The following is a 26,127-nucleotide window of genomic DNA, read 5'->3' as shown; positions in this document are numbered from 1 at the left end:
TTGTTTTCGACGTGAACGAAGCGTGCCCGACATGCAAAACTTTCTGCATTACCTGACTTTCCCTTATCTGCTGCAAGGCTGCATCACCGCGCTTGGACTGTTGTTCGGCGCGCTGGCAGGCGGGCTCGTGATCGGCTTCCTGCTCGCGCTCGCCGCCGATGCGCGCTGGTTCTGGCTGCGCTATCCGGTGCGCGCCTACATCTACGTGATACGCGGCACGCCGCAGCTGCTGCAACTGATCCTGCTGTTCAACGTGCTGCCGCAGGCCGGCATTACGCTGGCGCCCTTCGTGAGCGCGCTGCTGGCGCTGACCATCAACGAGACCGCGTTCTGCGCGGAGATCATTCGCGGCGGCATTCGCTCGGTGAACCGCGATCAGCGTGTCGCGGCGCAGGCGTTCGGGTTCTCCGCATTGACCGAACTCGGGTATGTCGTCGTGCCGCAAGGCCTGCGCGCGATCATTCCGGCGCTCGGCAACGAAGCGGTGGGCCTGCTCAAGTCGACGTCGCTGGCCTCGGTCGTCGGCGTCAGCGAACTGACCTTGCGCAGCCAGACCATCGTCTCGCAGAACTTCGAGTTCCTGCCCGTGCTGCTCGCGTCGGGTGTGATGTATATCGTGCTTTCAGCGGTGATCGCGGCGATTCAGAACTGGTGCGAGCGCAATGTCGGAACGGGGCGCCGCGTGCGTCGAGGTACGCATGCGGAGCATGGTCTCGAGGATCCGGGTCCCGTCGCGCGCATGGCGCCGGTCGAGGCGAAGGGCGATCCGACCATGCCGCAACTCGAGATCGACAAGGTCCGCGTCAGTTACGGCAGCAAGCAGGTGTTGAAGGATGTGTCGCTGTCGGTGGCGCCGGGTGAAGTGGTCGCGTTGCTCGGCAAGTCGGGATCGGGCAAGAGCACCTTGCTCAAGACCATCCTCGCGCTCAATCCGCTCGAAGCGGGCAGCATCCGCATCGAAGGCCGTTCGCTGACCTCGACTGCGACAGGATCGCCCATGCCCCGCCGACGTCTGGCGAAAGGGCGTGCCGATGCGCGCATCGGCATGGTATTCCAGAACTTCGCGTTGTTTGATCATCTGAGCGCGCTCGATAACGCCGCGTCGATTCCCGTGCGCGTGCAGCACGTGCCGCGTATCGAGGCCTCGCGCAGAGCGCGCATCGCGCTGTTGAAGGTCGGCCTGAAGGACTTCGCGGGACACATGCCGCACGAGTTGTCGGGCGGGCAGCAACAGCGCGTGGGCATCGCGCGCGCACTGGCGAGCGATCCGCGCGTGATTCTCTTCGACGAGCCCACGTCCGCGCTCGATCCCGAACTCGTCGGCGAGGTCGATGAAACCATCCGGCGTCTCGCGCGCACCGGCATCACGATGCTGCTCTCGACGCACGATATCGATTTCGCGGCGAGCGTCGCGGACCGCATCGTGTTCCTGCACGACGGACGAATCATCGAACAAGGCACGCCCGATATCCTGCGTGCGCCGAAGACGCCGGAATTCGCAGCGTTCCTGCGTCATCCGGAAGATGATGCCGCCGATGCGAAGCCGTTGCCCCCGGCCATGCTCGAGGCCACGCGATGAAAGACTTTCGCGATGCCTCGCGCGCCGCACTGGGCGCGGAGCTCTACGGCTATCTCGTGGGCCGTCCGCATGACATGCGTCCCGACGATACCGATCCCAACGAACTCGCGTGGTCGCGTTACCGGCTGGTGCCGCGCGTGTTGCAAGGTCACGATCATGTCGATGTCACCTGCCGGCTGTTCGGTCAAGATTATGCCGCGCCGATCGGCGTAGGCGCGTTCGCGGCGGATCGCCTGTTTGGCGAACAGGGCGTGACCGCCATTGCGCGTGTCTGCGCGACGCTTGGCCTGCCGCTCGTGGTATCGGAAGAAGCGGTGACGCCGCTCGGCCAGATCACCCTGACGCGTGCCGATTGCTGGCTGCAACTGCGTGCTGCGGGACCGCTCGAACGTGCGATCCGTCTGACGCAGGAGGCGGCGCAGGCGGGCTGCCGGGGCATCGTGCTGACGGTGCTCGCGCCAGTGCATCCGGTGCCGGGGCTGCATCCGGGCGGCGTCGATGTCGCCGCGCAGGTCGCGCAACGCGGCTGGGCGACCATTGGCGCGAGCGAGGGCGTAGCGAAACTGCCGGCTTTTCCGTCGTGGGGCTCGAGCGAAATGCGCGAACTGCTGACTGCCGTGCATGCGCTCGGCATGCGGCTCGTGCTCAAGGGCGTCATGCATGCCGACGATGCGCGTGCCGCCCAGGCCGCGGGTTGCGACGGCGTGATGGTGTCGAACATCGGCGTGCGCCAGTCGTACCGCTGGGCGCCGGTGGCGGCGCAGCTCGAAGGCATCGGCGAGGTGCTTGACGAGGGCATGGCGCTGCTCGTCGATGGCGGGATCCGCCAGGCCGCCGATATCATCGCCGCGCGCGTGCTCGGCGCGCATCTCTCGGTCATCGTGCGGCCGGTCGTGCATGCGCTCGCGGCGGGCGGCGAAGAGGCGGTGCACGCGCTGCTGCGCGGTCTCATCGGCGAGGTGCAGGCCATTTGCGCGTGGATGGGGGCGGCGTCGCCCGGCGCTATCGCACGCGATCAACTCATTCGAATGGACTGACCATGTTCGATCTCATTCTGCGCGGCGCGATGCTCGTCGATGCCAACGGCGAGCGTCATGCGGATATCGCCATCGTCGGTCACAGGATCGCCGCATTGCTCGCACCGGATACGCCGGCCGAGACGCGCGCAACCCGCAACGTGCACGGACTCGTGGCGCTGCCCGGTTTCGTCGATACGCATGTTCATCTGTGCGATCCCGGCTATACGCACAAGGAGGACTTCGAATCGGGCACGCGCGCAGCCGCGCTTGGCGGTGTGACGACGCTGCTCGACATGCCGACAGACTCGCCGATCACGACGCACGCCTCCGAACTGCGCGAGAAGATGGCGCTGGCGAATGGCCGTATCCACGTCGATGTAGGCTTCCAGGTTGCGAAACTGCGCGAACATCCGGCGCTCGACGAAGTGCGCGCGCTCGACCCCGTGTCGTTCGAACTGTTCATGGCGGGCGTGCCGGAAGCGTATCGGCATGACACGCAGAAGACGCTCGTCGATTCGCTCACGGCGCTGAGACCGCTGAACACGCTGGCGTGCATTTCCCCGGGCGATCACGCGTTGCAGAGCGCGCCGCAAACACACACCGGCAGAGCCGGCCTCGACGCCTTGCTCGCAAGCCGTCCGCCCGTCGCGGAAGCGGCGGGAATCGCTCATGCGGTCCTGGCGGCTGCGGCGACCGGCACGCGCGTGCATCTGCGGCAGGGGAATTCGAAGCTCGGCATCGACACATGGCGGCGCTTGCGTGATCTTGCGGATGTGAGCATCGAAACGACGCCGCAAGCCTTGCTGCTCACCGAAGACGCCTACGACGAACGGCGCAACTTCTTCAAGGCGCTGCCGCCGCTGCGACCGGAAGGCGACCGCGCGGCGTTGCTGGAGGCAGTGCGGGAAGGGCTGATCGACATGATCGTCACCGATCACGCGCCGCACGCCCATGCGGAGAAAGCCGCGCATTACGACGATTTCCGCGACGTGCCGAGCGGCATGCCGGGCGTGCAGACCTTTGTTGCGACGATGCTGCATCTCGTTGACAAGGGCGATCTGACCTTGCGCGACCTGGCGAGGCTCTGCGCCTGCAATCCGGCACAACGCTTCGGTCTTGCGAAGACGAAGGGTCTTCTCGCGCCGGGATATGATGCGGACCTGCTGCTGCTCGACCCCAGGGGCTCGATGATCTTGCGTGACGGTGATCAGCGCTCAAAAGCGCGCTATACCCCGTTCGATGGCTTGCATGTGTCCTGGGAGCTGAAGGCGGTGTATCTCCGGGGCGCGCTGCTGGAGGAAACAGGTGCAGCGCGTGGCGTGGTGGTGACGGCGCGCGCCTGACTCTTACCTGAACAGACTGGAAAAAAAGATGCGAAGTGCTTTTCACATGGCTTATCACGTGCGCAATCTCGACGATGCGCGCGCATTCTACGGCGAACTACTCGGTTGCGAGGAAGGCCGCAGCACGGATACATGGGTCGACTTCGATTTCTTCGGGCATCAGATTTCGCTGCATCTGGGCGAACCCTTCCCGGTCACCAACACGGGCCGTGTGGGCGACCACATGGTGCCGATGCCGCATCTCGGACTCGTACTTGAAATGCCCGACTGGCGCATGCTCGCCGACCGTCTGCGCGCCGGCGGAGTGGACTTCGTGATCGCCCCGACACTGCGATTCGAAGGCCAGCCCGGCGAACAGGCCACGATGTTCTTCCTCGATCCGAGCGGCAATCCGATCGAAGTGAAGGGTTTCAAGAGTCTTGACAGTCTCTACGCCAGGTAATGGCGTTCTTTCCAGCGTGCCGAAGACCGCGCGGGCTCAAACGTACCGCTTCCCCGCCGCGAGCAGCTCCGGCGTGCCGATCAGCTCGTTCAACTGGTCGAACGTCAGCATCTCCGGCCACATCGGTTCCGTCGTGCCATGCTTCAGCAGACTTGCGTAGTACCCTTTCAACCCATACGCCACGAAGCGCGCCGTACCGCCCGGAAAAATGACGATGCGGTAGCCCCGTTGCCGCAATTCTTCGACGCTCCGCACCGGCGTCTTGCCGCCTTCCACCATGTTCGCCAGCAGCGGCACCCGTTCGCCGAAGCGCCGGCACACGATGTCCATCTGCTCCACCGTATGAACGGCTTCGACGAACAGCGCATCGACGCCGCACGCAAGGTAAGCCTCGGCGCGCTCCATGGCCGCGTCGAAGCCTTCGACTGCGATGGCGTCGGTGCGCGCGAGGATCAGCGTGTCCGCAGAGTGGCGCGCATCGAGCGCGGCGCGCAGCTTGCCGCACATCTCGGCGGACGACACCAGCGTCTTGTCCGCGAGATGACCGCAGCGCTTGGGAAAACCCTGGTCTTCGAGCTGGATCATGGCTGCGCCCGCACGCTCGAAATCGCGCACGGTGCGCTGCGTGTTCAACGCGTTGCCGAAGCCCGTATCGCCATCGACGATGACCGGTGTGCGCACGCGGTCGGTGATGCGCCAGAGCGTGTCGACTGCTTCCTTGGCCGTGGTGAGGCCGACATCGGAGCGCCCGAGCGAGGTGTACGCGACCGCTCCGCCTGAAAGATATAGCGCCTGAAATCCGGCCTGTTCCGCGATGAGCGCGGTGAGCGCATCGTAGATACCGGGTGCGAGCACAGTTTCGCCCGCAGCGAGACGGCGCTTCAAGGCGCCGGACGGCGACGCGTCCTCATGCGGCGACATGGGCATCTCCCTCCGCTGTCGACGTGTCCGCAACGGATCCGTCGAGACCGGGCTTGAGCAGCATGTTCATGCGTTCGGCCTGGCGTTTCTCGAAGCGCACGAATGCTTCGGTGATATAGCTGCCACGGACGCCGCCACGCACCGAACCCGGACGCGCGTCGCCGAAGTAATACTCCCATTCGGGCGGCAGCGGCGCCGAATCGGGCACCGACATCCACAGGCGCAGCAGATGGCGACGCCGCGCCTCGTCTTCGAAGTCCTCGAATTCCGTACGCGAATGCAGCATCACGTAGTTGTTCAGCAATTGCAGATCGCCCTGTTCGAGCCACATGGAAAAGCACAGGCGCGGATCGGCGGCCAGCTCATCCAGCAAGTCGAGCGCCTCGGTCAGTTCGGGCGTGAGGCGCGGCACTTCCGGAAAATCCGCCTGCGCCGCGTTGGTGTTCTTCCGATTGGCGCGCAACGCGAAGTGATCCGTCAGCGAACCGATCACCGGGCAGTTGTAGAAACCCGGCCGGCCGGGCGCCTGCGTGCCCTGATAGCTGTGGAAGACGGGTCCCTTCAACGCGTCGATCAATTCCGGCCGACGCTTGCGAATCTCCTCGACCAATGCGAACGAACTCGTGATCTTGCTCTGGCCGCCGGACTTGGCCTCATGAAGACAGAGGAGGGCGACGACATCGCAAGAATCCGCGTGGAAGTCGAGCGCCGCGTTGGTGTTGTAGCCGCGGCCGTTCTTCGACTTGTAGGTCGCGCCCGAATCGCGGACATCGTTCATGATTTCGCTGGCGCGGTTCTGCGTGCGCGCAACGCCGACGTGCAAGCCGAGTCCCCAATAAGCGAGCTTCGCTTCTTCCACGGACCACTTGTGGACCGGGAAGCCTTTGAGCAGGCACATGCCGAAGCGTTGCTGCGTGGCACGGAACGCGCGATGCAGAATCTCGGCGGATGCGGGTTCGAGCGGAAAGTCGTCCGACGTCATGTCGAGCAGCGGCTTGCCGAGCGCCTTGGCATGACGCATGGCACGGTCGAAGCCCTCCGCGGCTTCGTCGCTCATGCGCAGGGTCCACGACGTGTCGCGTTCGAGGTCCGCGCTGTACCAGATTTCGGGTTTCACCGATGCTTCGCTCATGCTTATCTCCTTGTCGCAGGGATAGACTCCCTTTGACTGCAAGGATAGAGCAACGCTTCGTAAGATAAAATGGAGTTTTGCTGACGAAACTCGACAAAAAATCTGATGAAGATCGAAATCTTCAATACCCTGCAGGCTGTGCTGGACGTCGGGTCGCTCGCCGGCGCGGCCAAGAACCTGCATCTGACACCGAGCGCGGTCAGCATGCAGATGAAGCAGCTGGAGGCCTACGTGGGCCGGCAGCTGTTCGATCGTTCGGGGCTGGAGGTGCGCCCGCTGCCTGCTGCGTACGAGTTGTCGGAGTTGCTGCACGGCATGCTGTCGCGCCTCGATGCGTTTCGCCGTCAGCCCAGCTTTCAGGTTGAAGGCCACGTGCAGCTGGGCATGCTCGAATCGATGCTGCCCGTCGTGCTGCCGGAGTTGCTCAAGCGGCTGAAGACCCGCTATCCGCTGCTGCATCTTCAGACGAGGCGCGGCAAAAGCATCGAGTTGACCAATGCAGTCAAGGCGGGCGATCTCGACGCTGCCGTAGTCGCGCAGCCGGAACGCGGCTTGTCCCGTCTGCACTGGCAACCGCTGATCAAGCGCGGGCTGACCCTGATGGTGCCGCCGCAGGAACGCGAGCGCTCGCTGGGCGCATTGCTCAAACGCTACGAGTGGATCCGCTACGACCGCAACACCATCTCCGGCGCGATGGCCGCCAAGTATATTCAGCAGCGCTTCGGCGGCAAGCCGGCGGGCGACCTGGAGTTCGACAGCGTCCGTGCAATTGCGCCGCTGGTCAGCGCGGGGCTAGGGATTTCCCTTGTGCCGCTGATGGAGCCGGCCATCTGCACGCTCTATCCCGTCACGGTCATCGCGTTGCGCGATGCGCCCGTGCTGCAGTTTTCGCTGGTCACGCGCAAGACGGACGTCGAGAGCCGGCAGTTGATCGCACTACAGGAAATCCTGCTTGCGGCTACGCGCGCAGCCGACAGGGACGCCGCTTCGGACAAGCCATGACGCCTTCCGGATGCCGTCGCTAAGTCAAAAAAATTGACGTGAAATCTAACGATTATTCAATAAAAGTTTTTGCGGGAGCACCTTAATATGGCGTGAAAGCCTCGCAAGCGGACCGGGTGGGGCGCTCGTCATCGCCGTTTGTCTTGAACGGTAGCAGTGACGAGCGACACAGAGAGCGATTCCACGAGAACGCCCGCCAGGTTCCGACGGCCAAAAAAGGAGACGTTTCTTGAGCCAATCCCATACGCTGCGCGCCCATTCCGGCGCTCGCCTCGACAGGCTGCCGATCGGCCGGTTCCATTGGTATCTCGTGGGCATGATCGGGGCCGGCCTGTTCCTCGACGCATTCGACATCTATCTGCAAAGCGGCGTGCTGGCGACGCTCGTCAAGGGCGGCTGGTCGACGCTGCAAAGCAACGCTGCCTTCATCTCCAGCACGTTGATCGGCATGTGGCTGGGGTCGCTGATCGGCGGCTATATCGGCGACCGCTATGGGCGGCGCATGGCCTACCAGTTCAACCTCGCGGTCTTCGGGCTGGCCTCGATCGCCGCGGTGTTCGCGCCGAACATGACGGTGCTGATCGCGCTGCGCTTCGTGATGGGCGTCGGCCTCGGCGCCGAGCTGATCATCGGCTATGCGACGCTCGGCGAATTCGTGCCGAGTCTCGCGCGCGGGCGTTTCGGCGCCATCCTCGCCTTGCTCACCAACCTGTCCGTGACCGCAACGGGGATCATCGGCTACTGGGCCATTCCCGCGCTCGGCTGGCGCTCGATGTTCGCGCTCGTCGGCCTGGGCGCCATCGGCATCTGGTTCATGCGCAAGTCGATGCCCGAATCGCCGCGCTGGCTCGAAGCGCAAGGCCGTCACGAAGAAGCGGACGCGTTGTTGCGATCCATCGAAGCGCGTTTTCCGGACCTTCCGGCATGGGACAGCGTGTCGTTTTCCGTGACGGCGGCAGCGGCCGATACGGCGCCCGTCGCGGCAAAGCCCGGCTATCGCGAACTGTTCCGCCAGCCGCTGTTGTCGCGGACCGTGCTGACGATGATCATGTCGGCGGTCAACATGTCGGTGCTCTACGGACTGATCGCGTGGTTCCCGACCTTTCTCGTCAAGCAGGGCATCGCGGTCACGTCGACGCTGGGCTACACGGCGGTCATGGGCATCGGCACGCCGGTCGGCTGCCTGATCGGCATGGCGCTGACGGACCGCATCGGACGCCGCGTGAGCATCGTCGGCGTGCTGGTGCTCGAAGCAGTGGCCACGGCGCTCTATCCGATGGTTCACTCGCCGGTCGAACTGATGGCGACCGGCGCCGTCATCATGATGTGTTCGTCCTGCATCACGTCGCTGGCGTTCGCGGTCTATATCCCGGAACTCTTTCCGACCGAGTTGCGGATGCGCGGGTCGTCGCTGTCCGCCGCCGTGGGGCGTCTTGCATCGGCGGGTGCGCAGGGCGGCATCGTGATGATCTTCGGCATGGGCGGGATCTTCGGCGTCACCAATTTCCTGATCGGTCTGATCGTGTTGCAGGTTCTCGCGTTGCTCGCGCTCGGCGTGAACACGCGAGCCCAAACGCTGGAGGACATCGAGCCGAAGGATGCGCCTCACGCGCAACCGACTTCGGCCTTGCATGGCCGCAGCGCGAGCCTGTCTCAAGCCGATTAAAAAGCGAGATGCGCCATCACGATGATGGCGCATCTCTCCAACACCAGGTCCAGCGGATCATGCCTCGACCGTCAACGGCGGTCCGAGAAACTCGATGTCCCACTTCGCACCCAGCCTCGCGAGCGTCTCCGGGGCCGGAATGCCGCGCGCCATGACGTCGCGCAGTTCGCCGAAGAAACGGTAGGCGTCGAATCCTGGCGAGATCAGCACCAGCATGTGCGACGTGTCATCGCTGATATTGACGAAGCGATGCGTGGTGCCCGCCCGCGCCGTCAGCGTCTCGCCTGCCTGCAGGATGCGCAGCACGCCGTCCACTTCGAAGAGATAGTGCCCTTGCAGCACATGGAAGATTTCGCTTTCGTTCCGGTGCCGATGCAGCGGTGGGCCGAAGCCCGGTGCATCCCGTGTTTCGATGAGCGTCGCGCGCCCTTCCGTTTCCGAAGGCTCGATGCAGACCGACAGATCCAGCCCGATCGCAGGGATGTGAATGGCGCTATCCGCGATCGGATAGTCGTCGATGAGTTGCGGCTTCATGATGTCGGTCCTTCGTCGATAGCGCATGAGTTCAATGATGGTCGAACAGGGCGATCTGCTTCGACTTGATCATCGAGCGGACCTTGGTCATAAACTTGGTCTGCGGGTCTTTCTGGCATTCCTGCGCGACGGTCGCGGCGACCGGCTGCATGGTATCGACGACCGTGGTTTCGGTGCCCGACACGCCGAGCTTGTCGACGCCCGCCACCCAATAAACGAGCGCCGGCTTGTATGCTTCGTCAACCTGAACGAAGTCGGCGCACGTCATCTTGGCGGGGGAGATCTTCTGTTCGGCTGCGTGAGCCATGCCGGACACGCCGACGGTGAGGGCGCACAGGGCGGCTGCGAGGCTTTTTGCGAGGTTCATTTGGACATCCTTGATGATCAGTTGAGGGGGTGAAGTTCGAGACTGCCTGCGCATCGTATCGGCGCAGACTTAGCCCGGAATTACCATCAAGGGAGGATGCCTATGGAGTTGGGTTCAAGCGCCGAATTCCGACGAGCCTGACCGGGAGGCGACGCGCGTACCGACGCTAGCCGCGAGATCAATCGGCGCACGAGGAATTTGTAAGAACGTCGAAGAGAACGCGGCAACAGGCCCAGAGTACGCGCGACCAGATCCTCGATGCGGACGAGCGCGTGTTCGCCGAGCGCGGCGTGTTTCATGCGACGCTGGAGCTGCTCGTCGCAGCCGCCGTCGATGCAGCCGAACCGGACCCGCTCGGCAAGGTACGCGCGCTGCTCGTGTATTGCCTGGGCACGGTGGCGATCGAGCCGCACAGCCGCCATGTGTTCGAAGTGCTGTTCACGAATTACGAGCACACGCACAACGTGGGCGATATGGATATCGTCTTCGAGCGTCAGCGCGATGCCGCCCGCAGGGGACGCAAGCAACTGGAACTGGGGCTCATCAATGCAATCGCGCGCGGACAGCTTCCGCTCGAACTCGATACCGCGCGCGCTTCAAGCGTCGTGCACGCGTTTCTCGGCGGTGTGCTGCGCGACTGGCTGATGGACCAGGATTCGATCGAGCTGCCGCGCGACGCAGAATATTTGAGCGACGTGTGCATCGGGATGCTGCGAGATTCGCCTTCGTTGCGACGCACGTCAACGGCGTGAAAGTGCAGGGCGCTTCATGCTCATCAATTCCGTCACCTCATCCCGGTCCTCAGCGGACAGGATCGGGATCGTCAGCCACTTCCCATCGGGATACGCGCGGGCTTCGTCATAGAGCCTTACGAGTTGTGGACTCCACGTATAACGCCGCGCCTCGAATTGCTCTCGTTCGGCACGGCCCAGCACTACGAGGACCGACAGCAGCCTGTATGCCGGCAGCAGCGTGCATAGGGCCTTGGTCTTCCTGTATCGCAAGGACCAGCCGCGCTTCTTGCCGCCATGTATCCAGTCAGGCGCGAAGACCCCGGGATAGGATGCGTCGATCCAGTGGCGCAGTTCGATCCAATGCTCGAACGCCTCTTGCCCCATCCAGTCGCGGACAGTGCGGTCATCGGGCTGTGACGACTTGTCTGCGATCCTGTCGCCGATCTGAATGGGCTGGTTCATGTGGCTTCTCTCGTCATTTTGTTCAAGGACAAGGCGGCCTTCGGAACAGATGCCAGAAGGAGCGACAGCGACGCAGCAAGCAGAACGACATCCTTGAGAAGGAACTGGCCAGGCAGGGCTGAGATGGCCGGGAATCCGCCCGCCGTCGCTTCCGCTACACCGGGCGTGCTCAACAGGAAGGTGAGCGTAATCAGATAGGTCGCAGCGGACATGGCCGCTCCCAGGGCGGAAAACATCGGCTGGAAGGCGCCGATGATCAACGCCAGTGCAGTCGATAACTCGAGTGTGCCGATGACATAACTGGCCCCTCGAACGCCGAACAGGGTGTGCAACCAGCTCATGACCGGGCTGTTGATGATGAACGGAGCGATGCCGTTTGCTTCGTAAGCGGTGAATTTCATTCCGCCGAACCAGAGAAAGACGATCACCAGCGCCCATCGCAGCAAGGCCAGACTGGAGAGGAGCCCGGGGCCCTTTTCGGCAATACGGAAACGGAACTGACTTTGTCGAGTACTCATTTGGCTTTCCTGTTCGGGTAGTTCAGGCGATTGACTTGCGGTACTGGATGAAGCCCGACCGCTCGGCGACGCTGTCGTATAGCCGCATGCCGGCCTGATTCGTTTCGTGCGTCAGCCAGTGCACACGGGAAACGCCGCGCTGTTCCGCAGCGTCACAGACGTACTCGATCAACGCGCGCCCGATGCCGCCGCCGCGTGCATCGGCCGCGACGAACAGGTCCTGGAGATAGCAATAGTCGCTTTTCGTCCACGTGGAGCGATGGTAGAGCGAATGCACCAGCCCGAAGGCTCGATCGCCCGCCGTGGCAAGTGCGGCATGCATCGGCTCATCGGGGTCGAGAAAGCGCGCCCATGTCTCGCGGGTCACCGACTCGGGAATGTCGACTTTGTAGAATCGCTGATAGTCCTTCCACAGCGGAAGCCAGCGATGGAAATCGTCGTTGTCGACGGGTTTGATCTCGAAGGACACCATGGCAGGCTCCAGAAGCTATTCGAGCGGCGTGGCCTTGCGACCGGACGCTGTCAACGTCACCCGGTCGCGGCCCGCGAACGCTTGTCCGGTCAGATCGATCCGGCGGGCGCAACGGCCGGAAAGTCCTTCTCGGGATCGAACACGTTGTTGAAGAAGTTGGTCAGCGAGTACATGGCGACCAACGCGACGATCTCCATCACGTTCGCATCCGTATGGCCGGCCTCGCGAACGGCGTTCAGATCCGAGTTACTGACCTTGCCACGCGTTTCGATAACCTTGCGCGCGAGAATGATTTCATCGGCGGGCAGCTTCGCCATGTGTTCTGCCGTGAAGCTATGAACCGTCAGGCAGTAGTCGCAGCCGTTCACTTCGGAGACAGCCAGTCCGATGCTGTCGCGCGTCTTCACATCGAGCGCCTTGCTCAGGGAGCCGAGCAGATTCGCCCATGCGTTGAAGGCAATCGGGCTTTGCGCAAAGGCGGCCATCATGTTCGCCGGATTCTCACGGACGCGCGCGGGCGCGGAGGACTGTCCGCTGCCGTCGTGCAGAACATGAGCCGATCCGTGGGGCATGAGCAGGATGTCGCCACTGATCAGTGTCCGGGTCGTGCCGGTCGCCGGATCCTCGACGATGGCCCGCCCTTCGAGCACGATGTGATAGGGAATTTCATGCGCGGCGGACTGCGCCCACGCCACACGCCATGGCGCACCGTAGGTGCAACGGACCTCGAGTTGTCCGCTGATCGTGATCATTTTCAGCAGGTGAGTCAGCCAGTCGACCGTGGGCTCGGGATGGCGTGGAGCGTCGGCTCGTGAGTGAGACATTGCATGAGTGAGAGTCACGTGAACCTCCATTACTGATCGACGTCGGCCTGTCTCAGGTAGCAGCATCAGAGACTGCGGAAGCCAGGATCATTCGATGCCGATTGATGGGCACTCGCGAGCCGTAAGCGCGAGGGCGAAAGATGGAGTCTCCCCGGCGTATCGGCTTGCCGGACAACATGCAGACGGCCTCGATGCGCGCCACGGCCATTCCCCATATCTGGCTCGCGTAGTGACCCAGACGGGGATCGCTCCAGCAGATGCTGATCGTGGTCGGCGACAACTTTTCTACGACCGAGACGTGCAAGGGGAAAGGTTCGTTTTGCATGGGGCATGCGGGTCAGCTTGTGATTCGCTGCGCCGCGAAGAGGCCTGCCATCTCCGGCTGGATCGCCGAGACGAGTGAGCGGCGTAGTTCGGCCGCGCGCGCTTCATCGATAAAGGCCGTCGCCTGCAACGGCAGATAGTGGACCGAACGCAAACCGATGCACCCGAATGCAGCGGTCAGATAAGGCGTGAGGAAGTCCGGCTGATTCGCCCGATCGCCCATGAAGACCCCGCCGGATGCGATGGCCACGAAGACCGGCCGGTCCTCGAGCATGCCGACCTTGCCCGCGGGTGTCGAATCGATCGTGCGACCGACGCGCAGGATCTGATCGATCCATGCCTTCATGACCGAGGGAACGGTGAAGTTGTTCATCGGCGTGCCGATGACAATGGCGTCCGCACGCTCGACTTCCCCGATGAGCTTTTCGCTCGGCAGGACGGCATCGGCTGTGCGCCCGGCCGCGCTCAGCGACGCCGGCGTGGCCAGTGCCGCGGCATAGGCGGCGCCGGTGTGAGGGATCGGTTCACGGCCCAGATCGCGCCGGGAAACATGGGCTTCAGGGACCATCGTGAGAAGCTTCTCGACGATCGCCGCCGACAGCCGTCGGCTATGCGATTCCCGTCGCGGACTGCAATCGATATGGAGGATGTTCATGCGTCTTTCTCCGGCAGATTCACCAAGGCATTGATGCGGTGTACGGATAGTTGTCGATGCAACCGTTCGTACGGAAATCAGGACTTTCTTGAAGAATGCAGGCAGAATCCGCTTCGTGCCCATGACTCCCTTGCGCTGCGTTGACCTTATCGATGCGTCAACGAAAGTGAGGGAATTCTGTACCATCGATGGTGCGGGCAGAAGAACCAAGAACCCCGATTTTGTGTGTACCAAGACCGTGAATCCAGACTTCCAGATTCAACTCGACCGGACGGCAAGGCTGTCCCTCACGGAACAGATCCGCGAGAGCATCGGCAGGGCTATCGAGTCAGGCCTGCTCGCTTCAGGGACCCGGCTGCCCTCGTGGCAGGACCTCGCGGCGCAGCTTGTCGTAGCGCGCGGGACGGTGCAGGCAGCGTACGAACGGTTGTTCGATGCCCAGATGATCGAAACGTTCGGAGCAGGGGGAACCCGCGTCGCTCCACGGCCCTACGTTGCCGCGAAACAACCCACGGCGCCTCGGCTCGGCACGTTCATGCGGGCTTATGAGGAGATGAACGCCGGGCCGGCCATCTTTCAGCTTGGCGTGCCGGCGTTTGGAGGACTTCCTGAGAAACTGTTCTCACGCGCGCGCTCGTGCAACTTGTTGAAGACCGGGTACCTGTCATCGCTGCTCTATCCCGATCCCAGAGGCGAACTGGAACAGCGCAAGGAGATCGCGGGCAATCTGTCGATCACGAGAAACTTCCACTGTCATCCCGAGCAGGTGTTCATCACATCGGGATTCAGTTCCGGGCTGGGCCTGACGCTGAGGGTGCTGGGTCTGGACGGCAAAAAGGTCTGGATGGAAGAACCGGGTTTCAGGGTCACGCGCAAAGGTCTGGAACTCGCGCGCCTGAATGTCGTGCCTATACCGGTCGATGCGGACGGCATCAACGTGGACTATGGCATCGAGAAGGCGCCGGATGCTGCACTAGCCGTCCTGACACCCGGCCAGCAGGCTCCGCTGGGTTCCACCTTGTCTTTGCGGCGACGTCTTCAGGTGCTCGAGTGGGCTGCCGCGAGCGGCGCCTGGGTCATCGAAGACGATTACCTCGGCGAGCTGCAACTGCAAGGCAGGCCGGCGCCCGCCATGGCGTCGCTGGGCGAGGGGAAGCGCGTCATCCACATCGGTTCATTCAGCAAGACGGTCAGCCCTGCGCTGCGGCTTGGATTCGTCGTGGTGCCGTCCGAACTGGCCAACGCCTTCTCGGAGGTGGCCGCAACGCTTGCGCCCGCGCCATCGCCGGTCGTGCAACTCGCTACTGCCCGGTTCATGCACGACGGCCATTACATCCGGCGCGTGCGTCGGCTGAAGCGTCTCTACACCGCACAGCGTGACGGGCTATGCGAGCAGTTGCGCATGCGGGACGCGCAATGGGTCAATGCCGGACTGGCGGTACTGCTTCGACTGCCCGACGGCGCGCCCGACGAGCAGATCGTTCGGGAAGCGATGACCATGAACATGGCGCCATCGCCGTTGTCGGTGTGGTTCGCCGATCGAGCGTGGATGTTGCCTGGCCTTCTGCTCGGGGTTGCGACGGCGCCTGAACAATACGTGGCTGAATCGTGTCGACGGCTGTTCGAGATCATCGACCGATATTGCTGTTGAATGGCGATGCCGGTCTTCACCTCGCGCGGCGAAAACGGCCCGTTGGCCTATGCGCTGAACAAGGCAGTGAGCCCGGCGGAGACGCAGGCCTTCGTCGCGGTGGCGCACGAGGCTTCCGCCGTCTTCGCGAAGTTTGAGAATGCCGCGTCTGCTTCATCGACGAAGTGCCGGCGGGCGTGGTTCACGAATCGCTGCTGTGGCTGGCAAAGCAGAAGAACCGTCGAATGCGTTCGGCAGCACGACGGGTTCGGGCGATGGCGAGCTGACGCGGTCCGGCCGGGTCCTGCTGTCGGGCGCGCTATTTCCCCTGGCTGCCTTTGCGCTTCTGTCCGGCCAGCTTCACGATGTTGTTCGTCGGCGTACTCGTCAGCAGTCGCGCAACCTCTTCGGGCTGCACCCAGCGACACTTCGAGATTTCGTTGCTCGGCCGCGGCTTCGCGCGCTCGGGGATATCGCAGTAGAAGACATGATGATGCTTCTGCTTGCTCTTGAAGTCGAACAGGTACTTGGCCGATTTGCCCGCGATACGCGTCTCTTCCTTGAGTTCCCGAAGCGCGGCGTCGGAGAGCTGCTCTCCGCGTTTCAGAATGCCACCCGGTAACGCCCACTTGGATTCGCGTGCAACGAGCAGGATCCGTTTTCCTTTTCGGCAGATGACTGTGGCGCGTTTCTTCAAACCTCATCTCCACGTTGTTCCTATCCATGTCGCCGCGTGAATCTCGCCGGCGGCGCGCTAACGGCATTGCAATCCTGGGGGCCGTTCACGCGCAGTAGCTAGTTCAATGCTATTACAAAAACTCGCGCGGCCGACAAGGATAAATCGACCAACGGGCACCCAAATTGATGCCTCTGACATAAATCGTTCATCAATTTGTGAGAGGCGCCGGGTCGGTCCCTTCGCCCTGTCATGTGTTTGACACCTCGGCTGATTTTCAGCCGGGCGGCAAGGGCGATCGCCGTCGTGCCGTATCCGTGATTGTTTTCCCAGGAAGGCGTCGAGAACGTCAGGAACTGCGTGAACACGAAGGTTCCGCCGGAACCCTCGGCACGCCGGATCGGGACGATTGCGTGAGCGGGCAGCTTCACGCCCGGATTGAGCGCTGCGATCTGCGAGGCATTCCACGAACGCACGGTGCCTGTATGAATGCCCGCGAGCGTGGGACCGTCCAGCTTGAGGTGAACGTCGTTCAGGCCGGGAACGCGATCTGCTCGTCGGACATATAGGCATCAGATGCACCGATGTCGGCCTTGCCCGCCTCGACCTGCTGGATTCCCGCTTCTGAACCGGTTGCGCCGGTCTTGATATGAACGGCCGGGTGCGATGTCGTGTAATGCGTGACCCATGTCGGGAGCAGCGGATACAACAGCGTCGAGCCGGTCTCGTTGAGTGTGATGTCCTGTGTAAGGCAAGCGGCACTGGACAACAGCGTCAGCGTCGCGATGCTGAAGAGGTTTGCGCCGAGCTTGTGCCACTGTGAAATTGAGAACCGGGTGAAGAGCGGACCAACCATGCGGTGTCTCCGTCATTGCCTGGATTTATCGGCCGATCTCGTCGAGGTTCACTCCATTGGTCTCGATGCGGAAAATCCACGTGACCACCGCACCCAGAATCGACGTACCGACCAGGATGTATAGAACCGGACCGGTGCCGATGCTGCCCAGCAGAACAGGGAACAGGAAGGCCGTAGCGACCGCGCCGATCTTGCCGACAGCGGCAGCGAATCCCGCACCCGTGCCGCGTATGGAGGTGGGAAAGACTTCGCCTGCGAGCAGATAGGTTTGCGCGTTCGGCCCGAGGTTCGTCATGAAGTTGAACAGCATGAAGCCCGTGAAGATCATGGCGGTTTTCGTCGCGCCGTCGAAGCTATCGGACAGTGCCGCGATCAGCAATCCCGCCGCACATCCGATGAAGCCGATGACCTGCAGCCAGATGCGCCCGAACTTGTCCGCCAGCGCAACCGCGAACACGATGCCGATGATCAGCAGGGTCGTGATGAGCGCCGCGCCCTTTGCAGCGAGGATATCGTTGAGAATCAGATCCGCGACACTGCGCACATGATCGGAGGTGGCGCCGAATGCGGCGGCGAGAATCGTCGGCGTGAAGATGCCGATACCGTACGTACCCAGATCCTGAAGGAACCAGGGCGCCGATGCAAAGATCGTTGCGCGCAGGTTCTTGCGCTTGAACAGCGCGAGGAAGCTGCCTTTCTGATGCTCACCTCGATCATTCGCGACGAATTCGCGCGCCAGCACGATCTCGGGCGGATACTGCGGCGAACGAACCAGCAAGCGGCGAGCGGCCAGCTCGGCACGTTCGGTTGCGCCATGGATATGCAGCCAGTTCGGGCTTTCGGTGATGAAGAAGCGCCCGATGGTGACGAGGGTTGCAGGGACGATCGCCGTACCGTACATCCATCGCCATGCATCGAGCGTCGGCGTGAGTGTCAGCACCAGAAAACCCACACCCGTTCCGGCCAGCGCTCCGACCGCCTGGAACGCAAACGCCGCGAGCACCAGCTTGCCGCGGCTCGCGCTCGGAATGCTTTCGGAGATGATCATGTGCGCCGTCGGATAGTCGCAACCGAGTGCGATGCCCAGGCCGAACAGGCAAACTACCAGCGAGATGAAGTTGGTGCAGAAGACCAGCAGCACGAGAAAGGCGACGAAGATGATCATCTCGGCGATGAACATCCGCTTGCGTCCGAAGTGATCGGACATGCCGCCGAGTCCGATGGCGCCTACAAGGATGCCGCAAAGACTCGCCGCGCTGATGAAGCCATTCTGCGCGGCGCCGATGCCGAACTCACGCGAGATGAGCGGCAACGCCACACCGGTCATGAATACGACGAAGCCCTCGAAGAACTTCCCTGCGGCGGCGAGCGACCAGATGCGCCACTGCATCGTCGTCATCGGAATGGAAGGAAGGCGCGTGCCGTCGGGCCAGATCGGATGTTCATCGATGTATTCCTGGACCGATTTGACCGACGCCTTTTTCAAATCGCTAACAGCCGCCTGGGTCTGCATCCGCACGCTCCTTGTCCGGTGATCGCCGGCGCATTGCGCAGGGCAGCACGCACTCCGGTTTCGTGACCGCAGAGTGACGTGCTCCGATGTCGCGCGCATGACAGGCATGAAGAACTCAGGCCTCAGCGATGCAAACAGCGCTCACATGTTCATGATTGATTCAATATCCTTACTAACCTTGGCGTAGTGATTTAACTTCAGCTTACTCGATCGCGGAGCCGTAGGAGATCCGGATGTATCGAACTTGCTGTTCTGTTCAATGTTCATCGATCGAACTTGTGCAAGTCCTTGAAGATCAGTGGACCCCAGCGGTCTCCGAGCCCCTGGACCAGCAGTCCGCCTTCTGCAAGCCCGCCGAGTTGGACCGGCGCAAAGCCGAGCCGCTCCGCAAGCGCCGCTATGTCAGCTGCTGCGCCGTCATCGTCGCTTGCCAGGAACACGACTCGTCTCCCACCGTGCACGGCCGGATCCTGTGCGAGGACCGAGGCCCCCAAATGGTTGAAGCCTTTGACGAGTTTTCCGCCCGTGAAGGCCTGCGCGACGAACCTCGAAGGGGGCAGTCCTCGGAGTGTTTCGGGAGGCACGCCATAGGCATTGGTGACATCGACGATGGTCTTCCCTTGCCAGGTGGAAAGCGCCTTCGCGACGTCGGCATGCAAGCTGAAAGGGACCGCCAGAAAAATGACGTCCGCCTTGACGGCGTCCGCCAGCGTCCTGGGAACGATCCCGGGTCCGATCGCGGCGGCATCGGCTGCGAAGCTCTCCGGGTCGCGCGTGGTTGCAACGGATACTTCGATGCCGCTTCGGGCGAACGCCCTGGCGAGGGCCTGGCCGATCTTGCCGAATCCAACGATTGCGTAGCTCATGTTTTTTCCTTAGATATTGCGCGTCAGAGTTGCGCCAGGCCGCCGTCGACGGCGACTTCGCTGGCAGTCATGAAACTGCTGTCCGGCGACGCGAGAAAGGCAGCCGCCGCGGCAATCTCCGCCGGATCGGCCATACGTTGTAGCGGCGTCATCGAGGCATAGACCTTCTGGCCTTCCTCGCCTAGAGCCTGCTTCGCGAGTTCGGTCGCCGTCGCGCCGGGAGACAGCACGTTGATCCGGATGCCGGTGCCCTTCAAATCCTCCGCCCAGCTCCGCGCGAGGTTGCGCACGGCCGCCTTGCTCGCGCTGTAAGCGCTCATTGCGGGAGCGCCCGTGGTGCCTGCGCTCGATCCGGTGAGGATGATCGAACCGCCGTCGCCCATCAGCGGCAGCGCCTTCTGGACCGTCCGGATGGTCCCTTTCACATTGGTGTCGAACGTGTCGTCGATGTGCCGGGTCGTGATCTCACCGAGCGGAAGCGGGCTACCCGTCCCGGCATTGGCGAAGACGATGTCGAGTGTTCCGCGCTCGGCCTTCACCGCAGCGTAGAGGCGGTCGAGATCGGCCGGATCGGAAACCGAGCCCCGCACCGCGCGGGCAGAGGGCCCGAGGTCGGCCACCGCTGTGTCGAGCGCTTCCTGCCGGCGGCCGAAGATGAAGACGAAGGCGCCTTCGTCGATGAATCGCTGTGCTGCAGCGCGGCCGATGCCGGTCGCACCGCCGGTGATCACGGCGGTCTTTCCTTTCAGTCTGTTCATGTCATGCGTCCTTCAATGAAAAGCGACCACGCCATTCTGAAGCGCCCGATGCATGAATCCAATTCACTAAATATCTATAATTCCCATCTACTCTTTGGATGCGTATGCTCGACAACGTCACCATCAATCAACTGCGGGCTTTCGTTGCCGTGTGTGACCATGGAAGCTTTTCCGGCGCTGCGCGGGAGCTGAGGCGCGCGCAGTCGGCGATCAGTCACGCGATCAGCGCGCTTGAAAGCGCCTTCGACTGCGTGCTGTTCGAGCGCAACGCCCGCAAGGCGACGCTGACGGCTGCGGGCCGCAGCCTCCTGCCTGACGCTCGTGCCGTGATCTCGCGCACCGAGGAAATGAAGATGCGCGCGGCCTCGATTGCCGAAGCCGGGGTGCCGCAGGTCTCGATTGCCGTCGATACTTATTTCCCGCGTACGCACTTGATCGAATGCCTGCGCACCTTGCAGGCGGACTTTCCAACGGTCGCAATCAACCTGCGCATGACCACCATGCAGGGCGGCGAACGTCTGGTTCTCGAAGGGACGTGCGGGCTGGCGGTGACGATCGCGGACGTGCCGGAGCTGAGCCCGGAGAGCATCGAAAGGCTGCACCTATGCGAAACGCACCTGATGACCGTCTGTGCGCCGTCGCATCCGCTGGCTGCAATCGAAGGACCGATTCCGCGAGAGGAATTCGGCCGGCACATCCAGCTCGTCGTCACCGACAATCAGCCCGATGCGGAAAAGAGCCAGCAAGGGGTTGCGAGCGTGCGCCAGTGGTGGGTGAACGATCTCGGCGCGAAGCACGATCTGTTGCGAGGCAGTTTATGCTGGGGACACATGCCGCATCACATGGTCGCGGACGATCTCGCGAATGGAACACTCGTCGAACTTCAACGGCGTGCATGGCATATGCGTCCGCTCACTTTCATGGTCTCGCAGCGGCGCGGATACTCGCTTTCCGAATGCGAGATCCGGCTGGTCGAGAGTCTTGGCGATGCTCGGCGGTTGCCGAAGGCGACCCGCCCGCGCGCCGTTTCACGCAGAGGTAAAGCATGAAGACCACACTGCAGCCCGTGCCCAAAGTCATTCAGTCCAGCGCGGATCGGGGATGGAATGCGCTGTCAGCCGCGCTGGTGCACATTCCACGCGGCTTGTCGCGCGTGCGGGGCGTCGACGTTCACACGTTGGCCATGCACTTCGGTCCGCCGGTCAACGCCGACTGTTCTTGTGACGGCACGCGATTGCGGCGTATTCAAAAGCTCGGCGACCTGGCATTCGTTCCCGCGGGGCTGGATTCTTCGTGGGAGGACGATGCGGAATGTCAGATCCTGCGGCTTGGGCTTCATCCGTCGCTTCTGGAGCAGGCGGCCGAGGAGCTGGGTGGCGATCCATCGAGGATCGATGCCATTCCGCGCATTCAGCTTCGCGATGCGCGTATCGAAGCGATCGGCTTCGCCATCAAGGCGGACCTCGAGTCAGACACACCGTCCGATTCGCTTTTCATCGACCACCTGGCAAGCGCGCTGGCGGTCCGGTTGATCGAGACAGCCACGGACCGTCGTCCCCGCTCGAAGGGATACAGCGAGCCGCAGCTGTCTCCGCGCCAGTTGAAGTTGCTGAATGAGTTCATCGAAGAGAATCTCGATCAGCCATTGCGTCTTGCCGAGTTGGCAACCTTGGCCGGTGTCAGTGTCACGCGGCTGAAAACGCTCTTCCGCAACAGCACCGGGTTGCCTGTTCATCAATATGTGATTCGCCGTCGTGTCGAGTACGCACGCGCGCTGATCGCGACGACAAGGACACCGGCGAGGGAGATCGCGCTTGCCGCAGGTTTTGCCAGTCAGAGCCACATGAGCACGACGATGCGCCGCGTCCTCGGCCTGAATCCCGGCGAAATCCGTCGCCCGGATTAAAAACCTGACCGAATATGGAAGAGCCTGCCCGAATCTGAGCGACTTGCCTTTTCGAATCCCGCATTGTCGAAGCCTCATCTCAACGAGGATTTTGCAATGTATGCGATCGTGGGCGCTGCGGGAAAAGTTGGCTTTGCAACGGCGTTGGCACTGCGCCAGGCTGGCGTGGAGGTAAGAGCCGTCCTGCGCAGTGAATCAAAGGCGGCTCGTCTGGCCGAGATCGGATGCGAAATCGTGTTCGCTGATCTGCAGGATGCGGACGCCCTTGGCAGCGCGATCGCCGACGCGGACGCCGTCCAAGTCGTCGCTCCGCTGACGCCGCAGGCCCAGGATCCGGCCGAAGATCTGCGCAGATCAATCGCGAGTCTGGCTGCAGCGCTCAGGCAAGCGCGCCCCGGGCGCACGCTGGCAGTCTCGGACTATGGCGCGCATGTCGCGCATGACATCGGAATGCCGAGCGTGTTCCGTGAGTTCGAGAAGCAGCTTGCTCGAGTCGGCGGCCATACGATCGTCGTACGTTCGGCGGAACATATGCAGAACTGGGCGCGAGTAATTCCGGCAGCAATCGAGTCGGGCCGCCTTCCGACCTTCCTCGACCCCGTGAACAGGCTGGTTCCCACCATCTCGGCTCCGGACCTCGGCAAGATCACCGCAGCGTTGCTGTTACGGGCAGAGGGAAGGACAGGCGTCGATATTTATCATGCAGAGGGGCCACGGCGCTACAGTGCCGGCGATGTGGCGACGGTGCTCAGCGAACTTGCGGGTCGGCCGGTTCATGCTCAATCGGTGCCTCGCGTGCAGTGGGCCGAGATCATGAAGCACAACATGCCCGCAACTCTTGCAGATCTCCTGATCAAGGCCACTGACGCCGTGAATCAAGGAGGTGTCGTCGACATCGAGGAGAACGTGGGTGAGGTCTGCTACGGCACCACGGAACTGATCGACGCGCTGCGCCCACTGCTGCCGCAGCGTCATGACCGAGGGTGATTGAACAGGCATCGGATTCAAATATCACTGCGCGCGATGCTTGTAGTCGTGCAAGGTTTCCTTCACGTAGGTCCAGTAATCGCCTTCGTTCTTGCGCAAGCCGAGTTCGCCGTTGCGATACGCGATGGCCAGCGCCAGATTCGCTTCGGGATTTTCGGAAGCCGCCGCACGGCGCAGCCATACCAGCGCCTGGCGCTCGTCGCCGCGTTCGCGGTGGACGTTGGCGAGCTGGAACTGCGCCTGCGGCACGCCCCATGTCGCTGCCAGCGTGAGCCAGCGCAAGCCCACGGCGGCATCGCGCGGGACGCCGTAGCCGTTGCGATGGATCGACGCCAGCGAATACGCGGCCAGTGCGCCGGCGGGTGGCGCGTGCTCATCTCCGTGGTCCTCCGCGTGCTCATCCGCATGATCGTCCTCGACGGCGAGCGCAGACGCGGGCGGCAGGGCGGGCAGCGACCGCGCCGCGCGTTCGAACCAGAGGCGGCTGCGCACATAATCCGTCGCGACGCCCGATGCGCCGTTCAGAAAGACGCGGCCGAGCAGCAGTTGCGCCCGCACGTCGCCTGCGCCTGCCGCGCGTTCGAGCCAGCCGATGCCCTCATGCACACGCGCCGCATCCCCGTCGCCGATGAGCACGGAGCCGAGAGCGAACGCCGCTGTATCGCTGCCGCTCCACGAGGCCGCGCGCAGCTTCGTGAGCGAGGTCCAGTCACGAGCGGACAGCGCACGCATGCGCCATTCGTCGACCTGCGGCCCGGTCGTGCGCGACAGCGCGATCGCGCTGCACGCCGCCGAAGCGGCCAGCACGAACGCGCCGATCCACATCAGGCGCCGGTTCATTGCGCGAGATTGATCGAGTACACGGCGAGACCCTTGCCGGTGCCGTCGTCGGCCTGGGTCTGCGTGACGTTGGCGATGCCTTGCGTCTGCGCGAGCGCGGCCAGGTTCGGCGCCGACTTGAACGTGACCGGGCCTTGCGTGCTGACCTTGGTGAAGCGCCAGCTGCGGTCGATGCCGTTCGTCGCCGAGGTCATCGCCTTGACCTTCTTGATGTACGAGATCAGCACGTCGCGGTTCGCATCGGGCGAGGCGTAAATCGTCTTGCTGCCGTCGAGGCCCGGAAAATTGCCGCCGCCGCTCGCGCGATAGTTGTTCGTCGCGACGATGAACGCCTGGTCGCTCGCCACCGGCGTGCCCTTGTAGCTCAGGTTCCTGATGCGGCTGCCGACGGCCTGCGTCACATCGATCTCATAGCTGAAGTCCTTCGACGTGATCATGTCGAAGTTGTAGCCCGGATAGGAGCTGACGAGTTCCTGGGCGGCCGTCTGCGCCGGATCGATGCGATTGAAGCGCTGCGCCGCCGTTTCCAGCCATGCCTTCAGATCGGCGCCCGTGACCTTGACCGCGTAGACCGTGTTCGGATACAGGTACAGGTCCGCTGCATTGTTGATCGCGACATTGCCCGCCGACACGTCCGTGAAATCGGTGCCGCCGCCGAAACCGCTCTTGAAGGGCGCGCTCACCGAAAGCACCGGAATGCCCGCGTATTCTGGCAGGTTCGCGGCGACGTAGTCCGACACGTATTGCGCCTGCGCCTGGTTGACGATCTCCACGGCCGAGACGTCGCCGACATCGGCGAAGTAGGTGGTCATGCGGAAGTCCGTCGAGCCGATCGGCGTCTTCACGTAGTTGATGGTCGCGAGGTGCTCGGCGGCGATCGCGGCGGATACGGACGGATCGGCGGCGACGTAGGTCTTGTCGGCGTTCTGGATCGGACGCGCTTCGACCTTGGTCGCATTCTTATCGATGGCCCATGCGCCTTTCGAATAGGTGAGCGACAGCGCGATCACGCCCAGATGCTTGCCCCAGAAGTTTGCCATCACGGTCGGAATGCCGTTGACGGTGCCCTTGACCTTGTCCACGCCCGGCAGGTTGAACTGCGCGACCGTGCTGCTCGCGTCCGGAAAGACCTGGTGCGAGTGACCGATCATCAGCACGTCGATGCCCGGCACGGTCGAGAGGTAGTAGCTGCCATTCTCCATCGAAGGCGAATAAGGCGAGTTGTCCAGCCCGCCATGCGACAGCGCGACCACGACCTGCGCGCCTTCCGCGCGCATCTGCGGCACGTATTTTTCCGCGCTTTCCTTGAGACCTTGCGTGTAGACGTTGCCGTCGAGATTGCGCTTGTCCCACGACATGATCGCGGGCGGCGTGAAGCCGATCACGCCGACCTTAACCGGCACCGTGACGGTCTTGCCGTCCGGACCGGTGGCTTGCAGGTTGCGCGTGACGATGGTGTAGGGCTTGAAGATCGGTTGCGCGCTCTTCGCGCCGAACACGTTGGACAGGACGAGCGGAAACGCGGGACCCGAGCAGGCCTGCTGCTGCGCGACCGGCGGCAGGTTCGGCACGTCGAGCTTCGAACCCGTCACCTGCGCGAGGAACGGCAAGCCGTAGTTGAACTCGTGATTGCCGATCGTGCCCGCGTCGTAGTTGAGCGCGTTCATCACCTTGTAGACGGCCAGCGTGGTCTTGCAGTCGATCGGCGAGACCAGCGCCTGATAGTCCGACAGCGCGGTGCCCTGGATCGTGTCGCCGTCGTCGAGCAGCATGGTGTTCGGGAATTCCTTGCGCGCCGCGGCGATCAGCGTCGCGGTGCGTTCCAGACCGATCGACTTGTCCTCGGCGAGCTTGAAGTAGTCATAGCTCAGCACGTTGGTGTGGATGTCGGTCGTTTCCAGCATCGCGAGCGTTGCCTTCGTGCCGTCGGCGACGGCGGGCGTGGCGGGCGGGCTGTTGTCGTCATTGCTGCCGCAGGCGGCAAGCAGGGCCGTCGAGGTCACGGCCAAAGCCAGCAGCGCGTTGCGTTCCGTCGTCATCCCAGGTTCTCCACTCGTTATCGTCGAAGCAGAGAGACTACGAAAGCTTTGTGACAGGAGAC

At 62.9% G+C, this 26,127-nt stretch carries 28 protein-coding genes and 1 pseudogene; 11 read left to right on the top strand and 18 right to left on the bottom strand.

From position 1 onward, the window contains the following. Positions 1–31: 31 nt before the first annotated feature. The 4 genes from QCE83_RS18085 to QCE83_RS18070 are packed head-to-tail and all read left to right on the top strand — an operon-like array spanning position 32 to position 4,383. On the top strand, positions 32–1,579 hold the full coding sequence (locus QCE83_RS18085; protein WP_309813690.1) for an amino acid ABC transporter permease/ATP-binding protein: 1,548 nt from the start codon (positions 32–34) through the stop codon (positions 1,577–1,579). Further along, positions 1,576–2,616 (top strand): alpha-hydroxy acid oxidase, encoded by a 1,041-nt coding sequence (locus QCE83_RS18080; RefSeq protein WP_309813689.1) that lies wholly within the window; start codon positions 1,576–1,578, stop codon positions 2,614–2,616. Before QCE83_RS18085 ends, QCE83_RS18080 begins: the two co-directional genes overlap by 4 nt. A 2-nt stretch (positions 2,617–2,618) precedes the next feature. Next, entirely contained in the window at positions 2,619–3,941 is a 1,323-nt protein-coding gene (locus QCE83_RS18075; RefSeq protein WP_309813686.1) for a dihydroorotase family protein, read from the top strand. Between the two features lie 28 nt (positions 3,942–3,969). Then, a complete protein-coding gene (locus QCE83_RS18070; protein ID WP_309813682.1) occupies positions 3,970–4,383 on the top strand; it encodes a VOC family protein in 414 nt (137 codons plus the stop codon). Between the two features lie 36 nt (positions 4,384–4,419). On the opposite strand, the gene QCE83_RS18065 is transcribed toward QCE83_RS18070, so the two are convergent. Together QCE83_RS18065 and QCE83_RS18060 are read right to left on the bottom strand one after the other, a co-directional pair. Then, positions 4,420–5,304 carry an isocitrate lyase/phosphoenolpyruvate mutase family protein gene (locus QCE83_RS18065; protein WP_309813679.1) on the bottom strand — a complete coding sequence of 295 codons (885 nt, stop codon included), beginning with the start codon at positions 5,302–5,304 and terminating at the stop codon, positions 4,420–4,422. Then, positions 5,291–6,436, bottom strand: a complete 1,146-nt coding sequence (locus tag QCE83_RS18060) for a TauD/TfdA family dioxygenase (protein ID WP_309813677.1) — start codon at positions 6,434–6,436, stop codon at positions 5,291–5,293. Before QCE83_RS18060 ends, QCE83_RS18065 begins: the two co-directional genes overlap by 14 nt. A gap of 105 nt (positions 6,437–6,541) precedes the next feature. On the opposite strand from QCE83_RS18060, the gene QCE83_RS18055 reads away from it, so the two are divergent. Together QCE83_RS18055 and QCE83_RS18050 are read left to right on the top strand one after the other, a co-directional pair. Then, positions 6,542–7,438, top strand: a complete 897-nt coding sequence (locus QCE83_RS18055) for a LysR family transcriptional regulator (protein WP_309813674.1) — start codon at positions 6,542–6,544, stop codon at positions 7,436–7,438. A gap of 229 nt (positions 7,439–7,667) precedes the next feature. Beyond that, a complete protein-coding gene (locus tag QCE83_RS18050) occupies positions 7,668–9,104 on the top strand; it encodes an MFS transporter (RefSeq protein WP_309813671.1) in 1,437 nt (478 codons plus the stop codon). Between the two features lie 57 nt (positions 9,105–9,161). On the opposite strand, the gene QCE83_RS18045 is transcribed toward QCE83_RS18050, so the two are convergent. Then, entirely contained in the window at positions 9,162–9,638 is a 477-nt protein-coding gene (locus QCE83_RS18045; RefSeq protein ID WP_309813668.1) for a cupin domain-containing protein, read from the bottom strand. Between the two features lie 31 nt (positions 9,639–9,669). After that, positions 9,670–10,005, bottom strand: a complete 336-nt coding sequence (locus QCE83_RS18040) for an HdeA/HdeB family chaperone (protein WP_309813665.1) — start codon at positions 10,003–10,005, stop codon at positions 9,670–9,672. A gap of 272 nt (positions 10,006–10,277) precedes the next feature. Between QCE83_RS18040 and QCE83_RS18035 the strand changes: the two genes are divergently transcribed. Beyond that, positions 10,278–10,757: a hypothetical protein gene (locus QCE83_RS18035; RefSeq protein WP_309813662.1), complete on the top strand. Its 480-nt coding sequence runs from the start codon at positions 10,278–10,280 to the stop codon at positions 10,755–10,757. Here the strand turns inward: QCE83_RS18035 and QCE83_RS18030 are convergent. From QCE83_RS18030 to QCE83_RS18000, 7 genes and pseudogenes are all read right to left on the bottom strand, one after another. Beyond that, complete coding sequence (locus tag QCE83_RS18030; RefSeq protein WP_309813660.1) at positions 10,746–11,201, bottom strand: DUF3788 domain-containing protein; 456 nt, start codon at positions 11,199–11,201, stop codon at positions 10,746–10,748. The genes QCE83_RS18035 and QCE83_RS18030 overlap by 12 nt on opposite strands. Continuing rightward, on the bottom strand, positions 11,198–11,719 hold the full coding sequence (locus QCE83_RS18025; protein ID WP_309813658.1) for a DUF417 family protein: 522 nt from the start codon (positions 11,717–11,719) through the stop codon (positions 11,198–11,200). Before QCE83_RS18025 ends, QCE83_RS18030 begins: the two co-directional genes overlap by 4 nt. Before the next feature lie 22 nt (positions 11,720–11,741). Further along, on the bottom strand, positions 11,742–12,191 hold the full coding sequence (locus tag QCE83_RS18020; RefSeq protein ID WP_309813657.1) for a GNAT family N-acetyltransferase: 450 nt from the start codon (positions 12,189–12,191) through the stop codon (positions 11,742–11,744). An 89-nt stretch (positions 12,192–12,280) separates the two neighbouring features. Next, positions 12,281–12,739, bottom strand: a complete 459-nt coding sequence (locus tag QCE83_RS18015) for a carboxymuconolactone decarboxylase family protein (RefSeq protein ID WP_404985223.1) — start codon at positions 12,737–12,739, stop codon at positions 12,281–12,283. A gap of 15 nt (positions 12,740–12,754) precedes the next feature. Further along, positions 12,755–12,943 (bottom strand): annotated as a pseudogene (locus tag QCE83_RS35145) (cupin domain-containing protein); the annotation flags it as partial. 124 nt (positions 12,944–13,067) lie between these two features. After that, positions 13,068–13,340 (bottom strand): DUF3331 domain-containing protein, encoded by a 273-nt coding sequence (locus tag QCE83_RS18005; RefSeq protein ID WP_309813655.1) that lies wholly within the window; start codon positions 13,338–13,340, stop codon positions 13,068–13,070. 12 nt (positions 13,341–13,352) lie between these two features. After that, positions 13,353–13,994 carry an NAD(P)H-dependent oxidoreductase gene (locus QCE83_RS18000; RefSeq protein WP_309815471.1) on the bottom strand — a complete coding sequence of 214 codons (642 nt, stop codon included), beginning with the start codon at positions 13,992–13,994 and terminating at the stop codon, positions 13,353–13,355. Between the two features lie 238 nt (positions 13,995–14,232). Here QCE83_RS18000 and QCE83_RS17995 point away from each other — a divergent pair, with 238 nt between their 5' ends. Continuing rightward, entirely contained in the window at positions 14,233–15,645 is a 1,413-nt protein-coding gene (locus QCE83_RS17995) for a PLP-dependent aminotransferase family protein (protein ID WP_309813653.1), read from the top strand. A 298-nt stretch (positions 15,646–15,943) separates the two neighbouring features. Here QCE83_RS17995 and QCE83_RS17990 read toward each other — a convergent pair whose 3' ends face one another. From QCE83_RS17990 to QCE83_RS17970, 5 genes are all read right to left on the bottom strand, one after another. After that, positions 15,944–16,321 carry an NUDIX domain-containing protein gene (locus QCE83_RS17990; RefSeq protein WP_309813651.1) on the bottom strand — a complete coding sequence of 126 codons (378 nt, stop codon included), beginning with the start codon at positions 16,319–16,321 and terminating at the stop codon, positions 15,944–15,946. A 511-nt stretch (positions 16,322–16,832) separates the two neighbouring features. After that, entirely contained in the window at positions 16,833–17,156 is a 324-nt protein-coding gene (locus tag QCE83_RS17985) for a substrate-binding domain-containing protein (RefSeq protein WP_309813647.1), read from the bottom strand. 25 nt (positions 17,157–17,181) lie between these two features. After that, positions 17,182–18,669, bottom strand: coding sequence for an MFS transporter (locus tag QCE83_RS17980; protein WP_309813644.1), 1,488 nt, complete (start codon positions 18,667–18,669; stop codon positions 17,182–17,184). Between the two features lie 263 nt (positions 18,670–18,932). Continuing rightward, a complete protein-coding gene (locus tag QCE83_RS17975) occupies positions 18,933–19,535 on the bottom strand; it encodes an NAD(P)-binding domain-containing protein (protein WP_309813640.1) in 603 nt (200 codons plus the stop codon). Between the two features lie 23 nt (positions 19,536–19,558). Beyond that, entirely contained in the window at positions 19,559–20,293 is a 735-nt protein-coding gene (locus QCE83_RS17970; RefSeq protein WP_309813637.1) for an SDR family oxidoreductase, read from the bottom strand. 104 nt (positions 20,294–20,397) lie between these two features. Between QCE83_RS17970 and QCE83_RS17965 the strand changes: the two genes are divergently transcribed. From QCE83_RS17965 to QCE83_RS17955, 3 genes are all read left to right on the top strand, one after another. Beyond that, entirely contained in the window at positions 20,398–21,342 is a 945-nt protein-coding gene (locus tag QCE83_RS17965; protein ID WP_309813633.1) for a LysR family transcriptional regulator, read from the top strand. Beyond that, on the top strand, positions 21,339–22,199 hold the full coding sequence (locus tag QCE83_RS17960) for an AraC family transcriptional regulator (RefSeq protein ID WP_309813630.1): 861 nt from the start codon (positions 21,339–21,341) through the stop codon (positions 22,197–22,199). Before QCE83_RS17965 ends, QCE83_RS17960 begins: the two co-directional genes overlap by 4 nt. 96 nt (positions 22,200–22,295) lie before the next feature. Further along, positions 22,296–23,186 carry an NAD(P)H-binding protein gene (locus tag QCE83_RS17955; protein ID WP_309813628.1) on the top strand — a complete coding sequence of 297 codons (891 nt, stop codon included), beginning with the start codon at positions 22,296–22,298 and terminating at the stop codon, positions 23,184–23,186. A 24-nt stretch (positions 23,187–23,210) separates the two neighbouring features. Here the strand turns inward: QCE83_RS17955 and QCE83_RS17950 are convergent, their stop codons facing one another. Next, positions 23,211–24,026, bottom strand: coding sequence for a tetratricopeptide repeat protein (locus QCE83_RS17950; RefSeq protein ID WP_309813625.1), 816 nt, complete (start codon positions 24,024–24,026; stop codon positions 23,211–23,213). Further along, entirely contained in the window at positions 24,023–26,065 is a 2,043-nt protein-coding gene (locus QCE83_RS17945; protein WP_309813624.1) for a bifunctional 2',3'-cyclic-nucleotide 2'-phosphodiesterase/3'-nucleotidase, read from the bottom strand. The genes QCE83_RS17950 and QCE83_RS17945 overlap by 4 nt, the downstream gene beginning before the upstream one ends. Positions 26,066–26,127: the final 62 nt, after the last annotated feature.

It is taken from the genome of Caballeronia sp. LZ034LL, from assembly GCF_031451215.1.
In the GTDB taxonomy this organism is placed as follows: Bacteria; Pseudomonadota; Gammaproteobacteria; order Burkholderiales; family Burkholderiaceae; genus Caballeronia.
Note: the sequence above shows the minus strand (reverse complement) of the source record. Positions and strands in the feature narration are given on the sequence as shown.

Excerpts from the sequence above, each read along its gene's own strand:
- QCE83_RS18045 (WP_309813668.1), bottom strand. The coding sequence starts at position 9,638 with ATGAAGCCGCAACTCATCGACGACTATCCGATCGCGGATAGCGCCATT.
- QCE83_RS18020 (WP_309813657.1), bottom strand. The coding sequence starts at position 12,191 with ATGGTGTCCTTCGAGATCAAACCCGTCGACAACGACGATTTCCATCGC.
- QCE83_RS17945 (WP_309813624.1), bottom strand. The coding sequence starts at position 26,065 with ATGACGACGGAACGCAACGCGCTGCTGGCTTTGGCCGTGACCTCGACG.
- QCE83_RS17985 (WP_309813647.1), bottom strand. The coding sequence starts at position 17,156 with ATGGTTGGTCCGCTCTTCACCCGGTTCTCAATTTCACAGTGGCACAAG.
- QCE83_RS17980 (WP_309813644.1), bottom strand. The coding sequence starts at position 18,669 with ATGCAGACCCAGGCGGCTGTTAGCGATTTGAAAAAGGCGTCGGTCAAA.
- QCE83_RS17950 (WP_309813625.1), bottom strand. The coding sequence starts at position 24,026 with ATGAACCGGCGCCTGATGTGGATCGGCGCGTTCGTGCTGGCCGCTTCG.
- QCE83_RS18080 (WP_309813689.1), top strand. The coding sequence starts at position 1,576 with ATGAAAGACTTTCGCGATGCCTCGCGCGCCGCACTGGGCGCGGAGCTC.
- QCE83_RS18075 (WP_309813686.1), top strand. The coding sequence starts at position 2,619 with ATGTTCGATCTCATTCTGCGCGGCGCGATGCTCGTCGATGCCAACGGC.
- QCE83_RS17960 (WP_309813630.1), top strand. The coding sequence starts at position 21,339 with ATGAAGACCACACTGCAGCCCGTGCCCAAAGTCATTCAGTCCAGCGCG.
- QCE83_RS17965 (WP_309813633.1), top strand. The coding sequence starts at position 20,398 with ATGCTCGACAACGTCACCATCAATCAACTGCGGGCTTTCGTTGCCGTG.
- QCE83_RS18030 (WP_309813660.1), bottom strand. The coding sequence starts at position 11,201 with ATGAACCAGCCCATTCAGATCGGCGACAGGATCGCAGACAAGTCGTCA.
- QCE83_RS18055 (WP_309813674.1), top strand. The coding sequence starts at position 6,542 with ATGAAGATCGAAATCTTCAATACCCTGCAGGCTGTGCTGGACGTCGGG.
- QCE83_RS17970 (WP_309813637.1), bottom strand. The coding sequence starts at position 20,293 with ATGAACAGACTGAAAGGAAAGACCGCCGTGATCACCGGCGGTGCGACC.
- QCE83_RS18025 (WP_309813658.1), bottom strand. The coding sequence starts at position 11,719 with ATGAGTACTCGACAAAGTCAGTTCCGTTTCCGTATTGCCGAAAAGGGC.
- QCE83_RS18000 (WP_309815471.1), bottom strand. The coding sequence starts at position 13,994 with ATGAACATCCTCCATATCGATTGCAGTCCGCGACGGGAATCGCATAGC.
- QCE83_RS18060 (WP_309813677.1), bottom strand. The coding sequence starts at position 6,436 with ATGAGCGAAGCATCGGTGAAACCCGAAATCTGGTACAGCGCGGACCTC.
- QCE83_RS18040 (WP_309813665.1), bottom strand. The coding sequence starts at position 10,005 with ATGAACCTCGCAAAAAGCCTCGCAGCCGCCCTGTGCGCCCTCACCGTC.
- QCE83_RS17975 (WP_309813640.1), bottom strand. The coding sequence starts at position 19,535 with ATGAGCTACGCAATCGTTGGATTCGGCAAGATCGGCCAGGCCCTCGCC.
- QCE83_RS18085 (WP_309813690.1), top strand. The coding sequence starts at position 32 with ATGCAAAACTTTCTGCATTACCTGACTTTCCCTTATCTGCTGCAAGGC.
- QCE83_RS17955 (WP_309813628.1), top strand. The coding sequence starts at position 22,296 with ATGTATGCGATCGTGGGCGCTGCGGGAAAAGTTGGCTTTGCAACGGCG.
- QCE83_RS18005 (WP_309813655.1), bottom strand. The coding sequence starts at position 13,340 with ATGCAAAACGAACCTTTCCCCTTGCACGTCTCGGTCGTAGAAAAGTTG.
- QCE83_RS18070 (WP_309813682.1), top strand. The coding sequence starts at position 3,970 with ATGCGAAGTGCTTTTCACATGGCTTATCACGTGCGCAATCTCGACGAT.
- QCE83_RS18065 (WP_309813679.1), bottom strand. The coding sequence starts at position 5,304 with ATGTCGCCGCATGAGGACGCGTCGCCGTCCGGCGCCTTGAAGCGCCGT.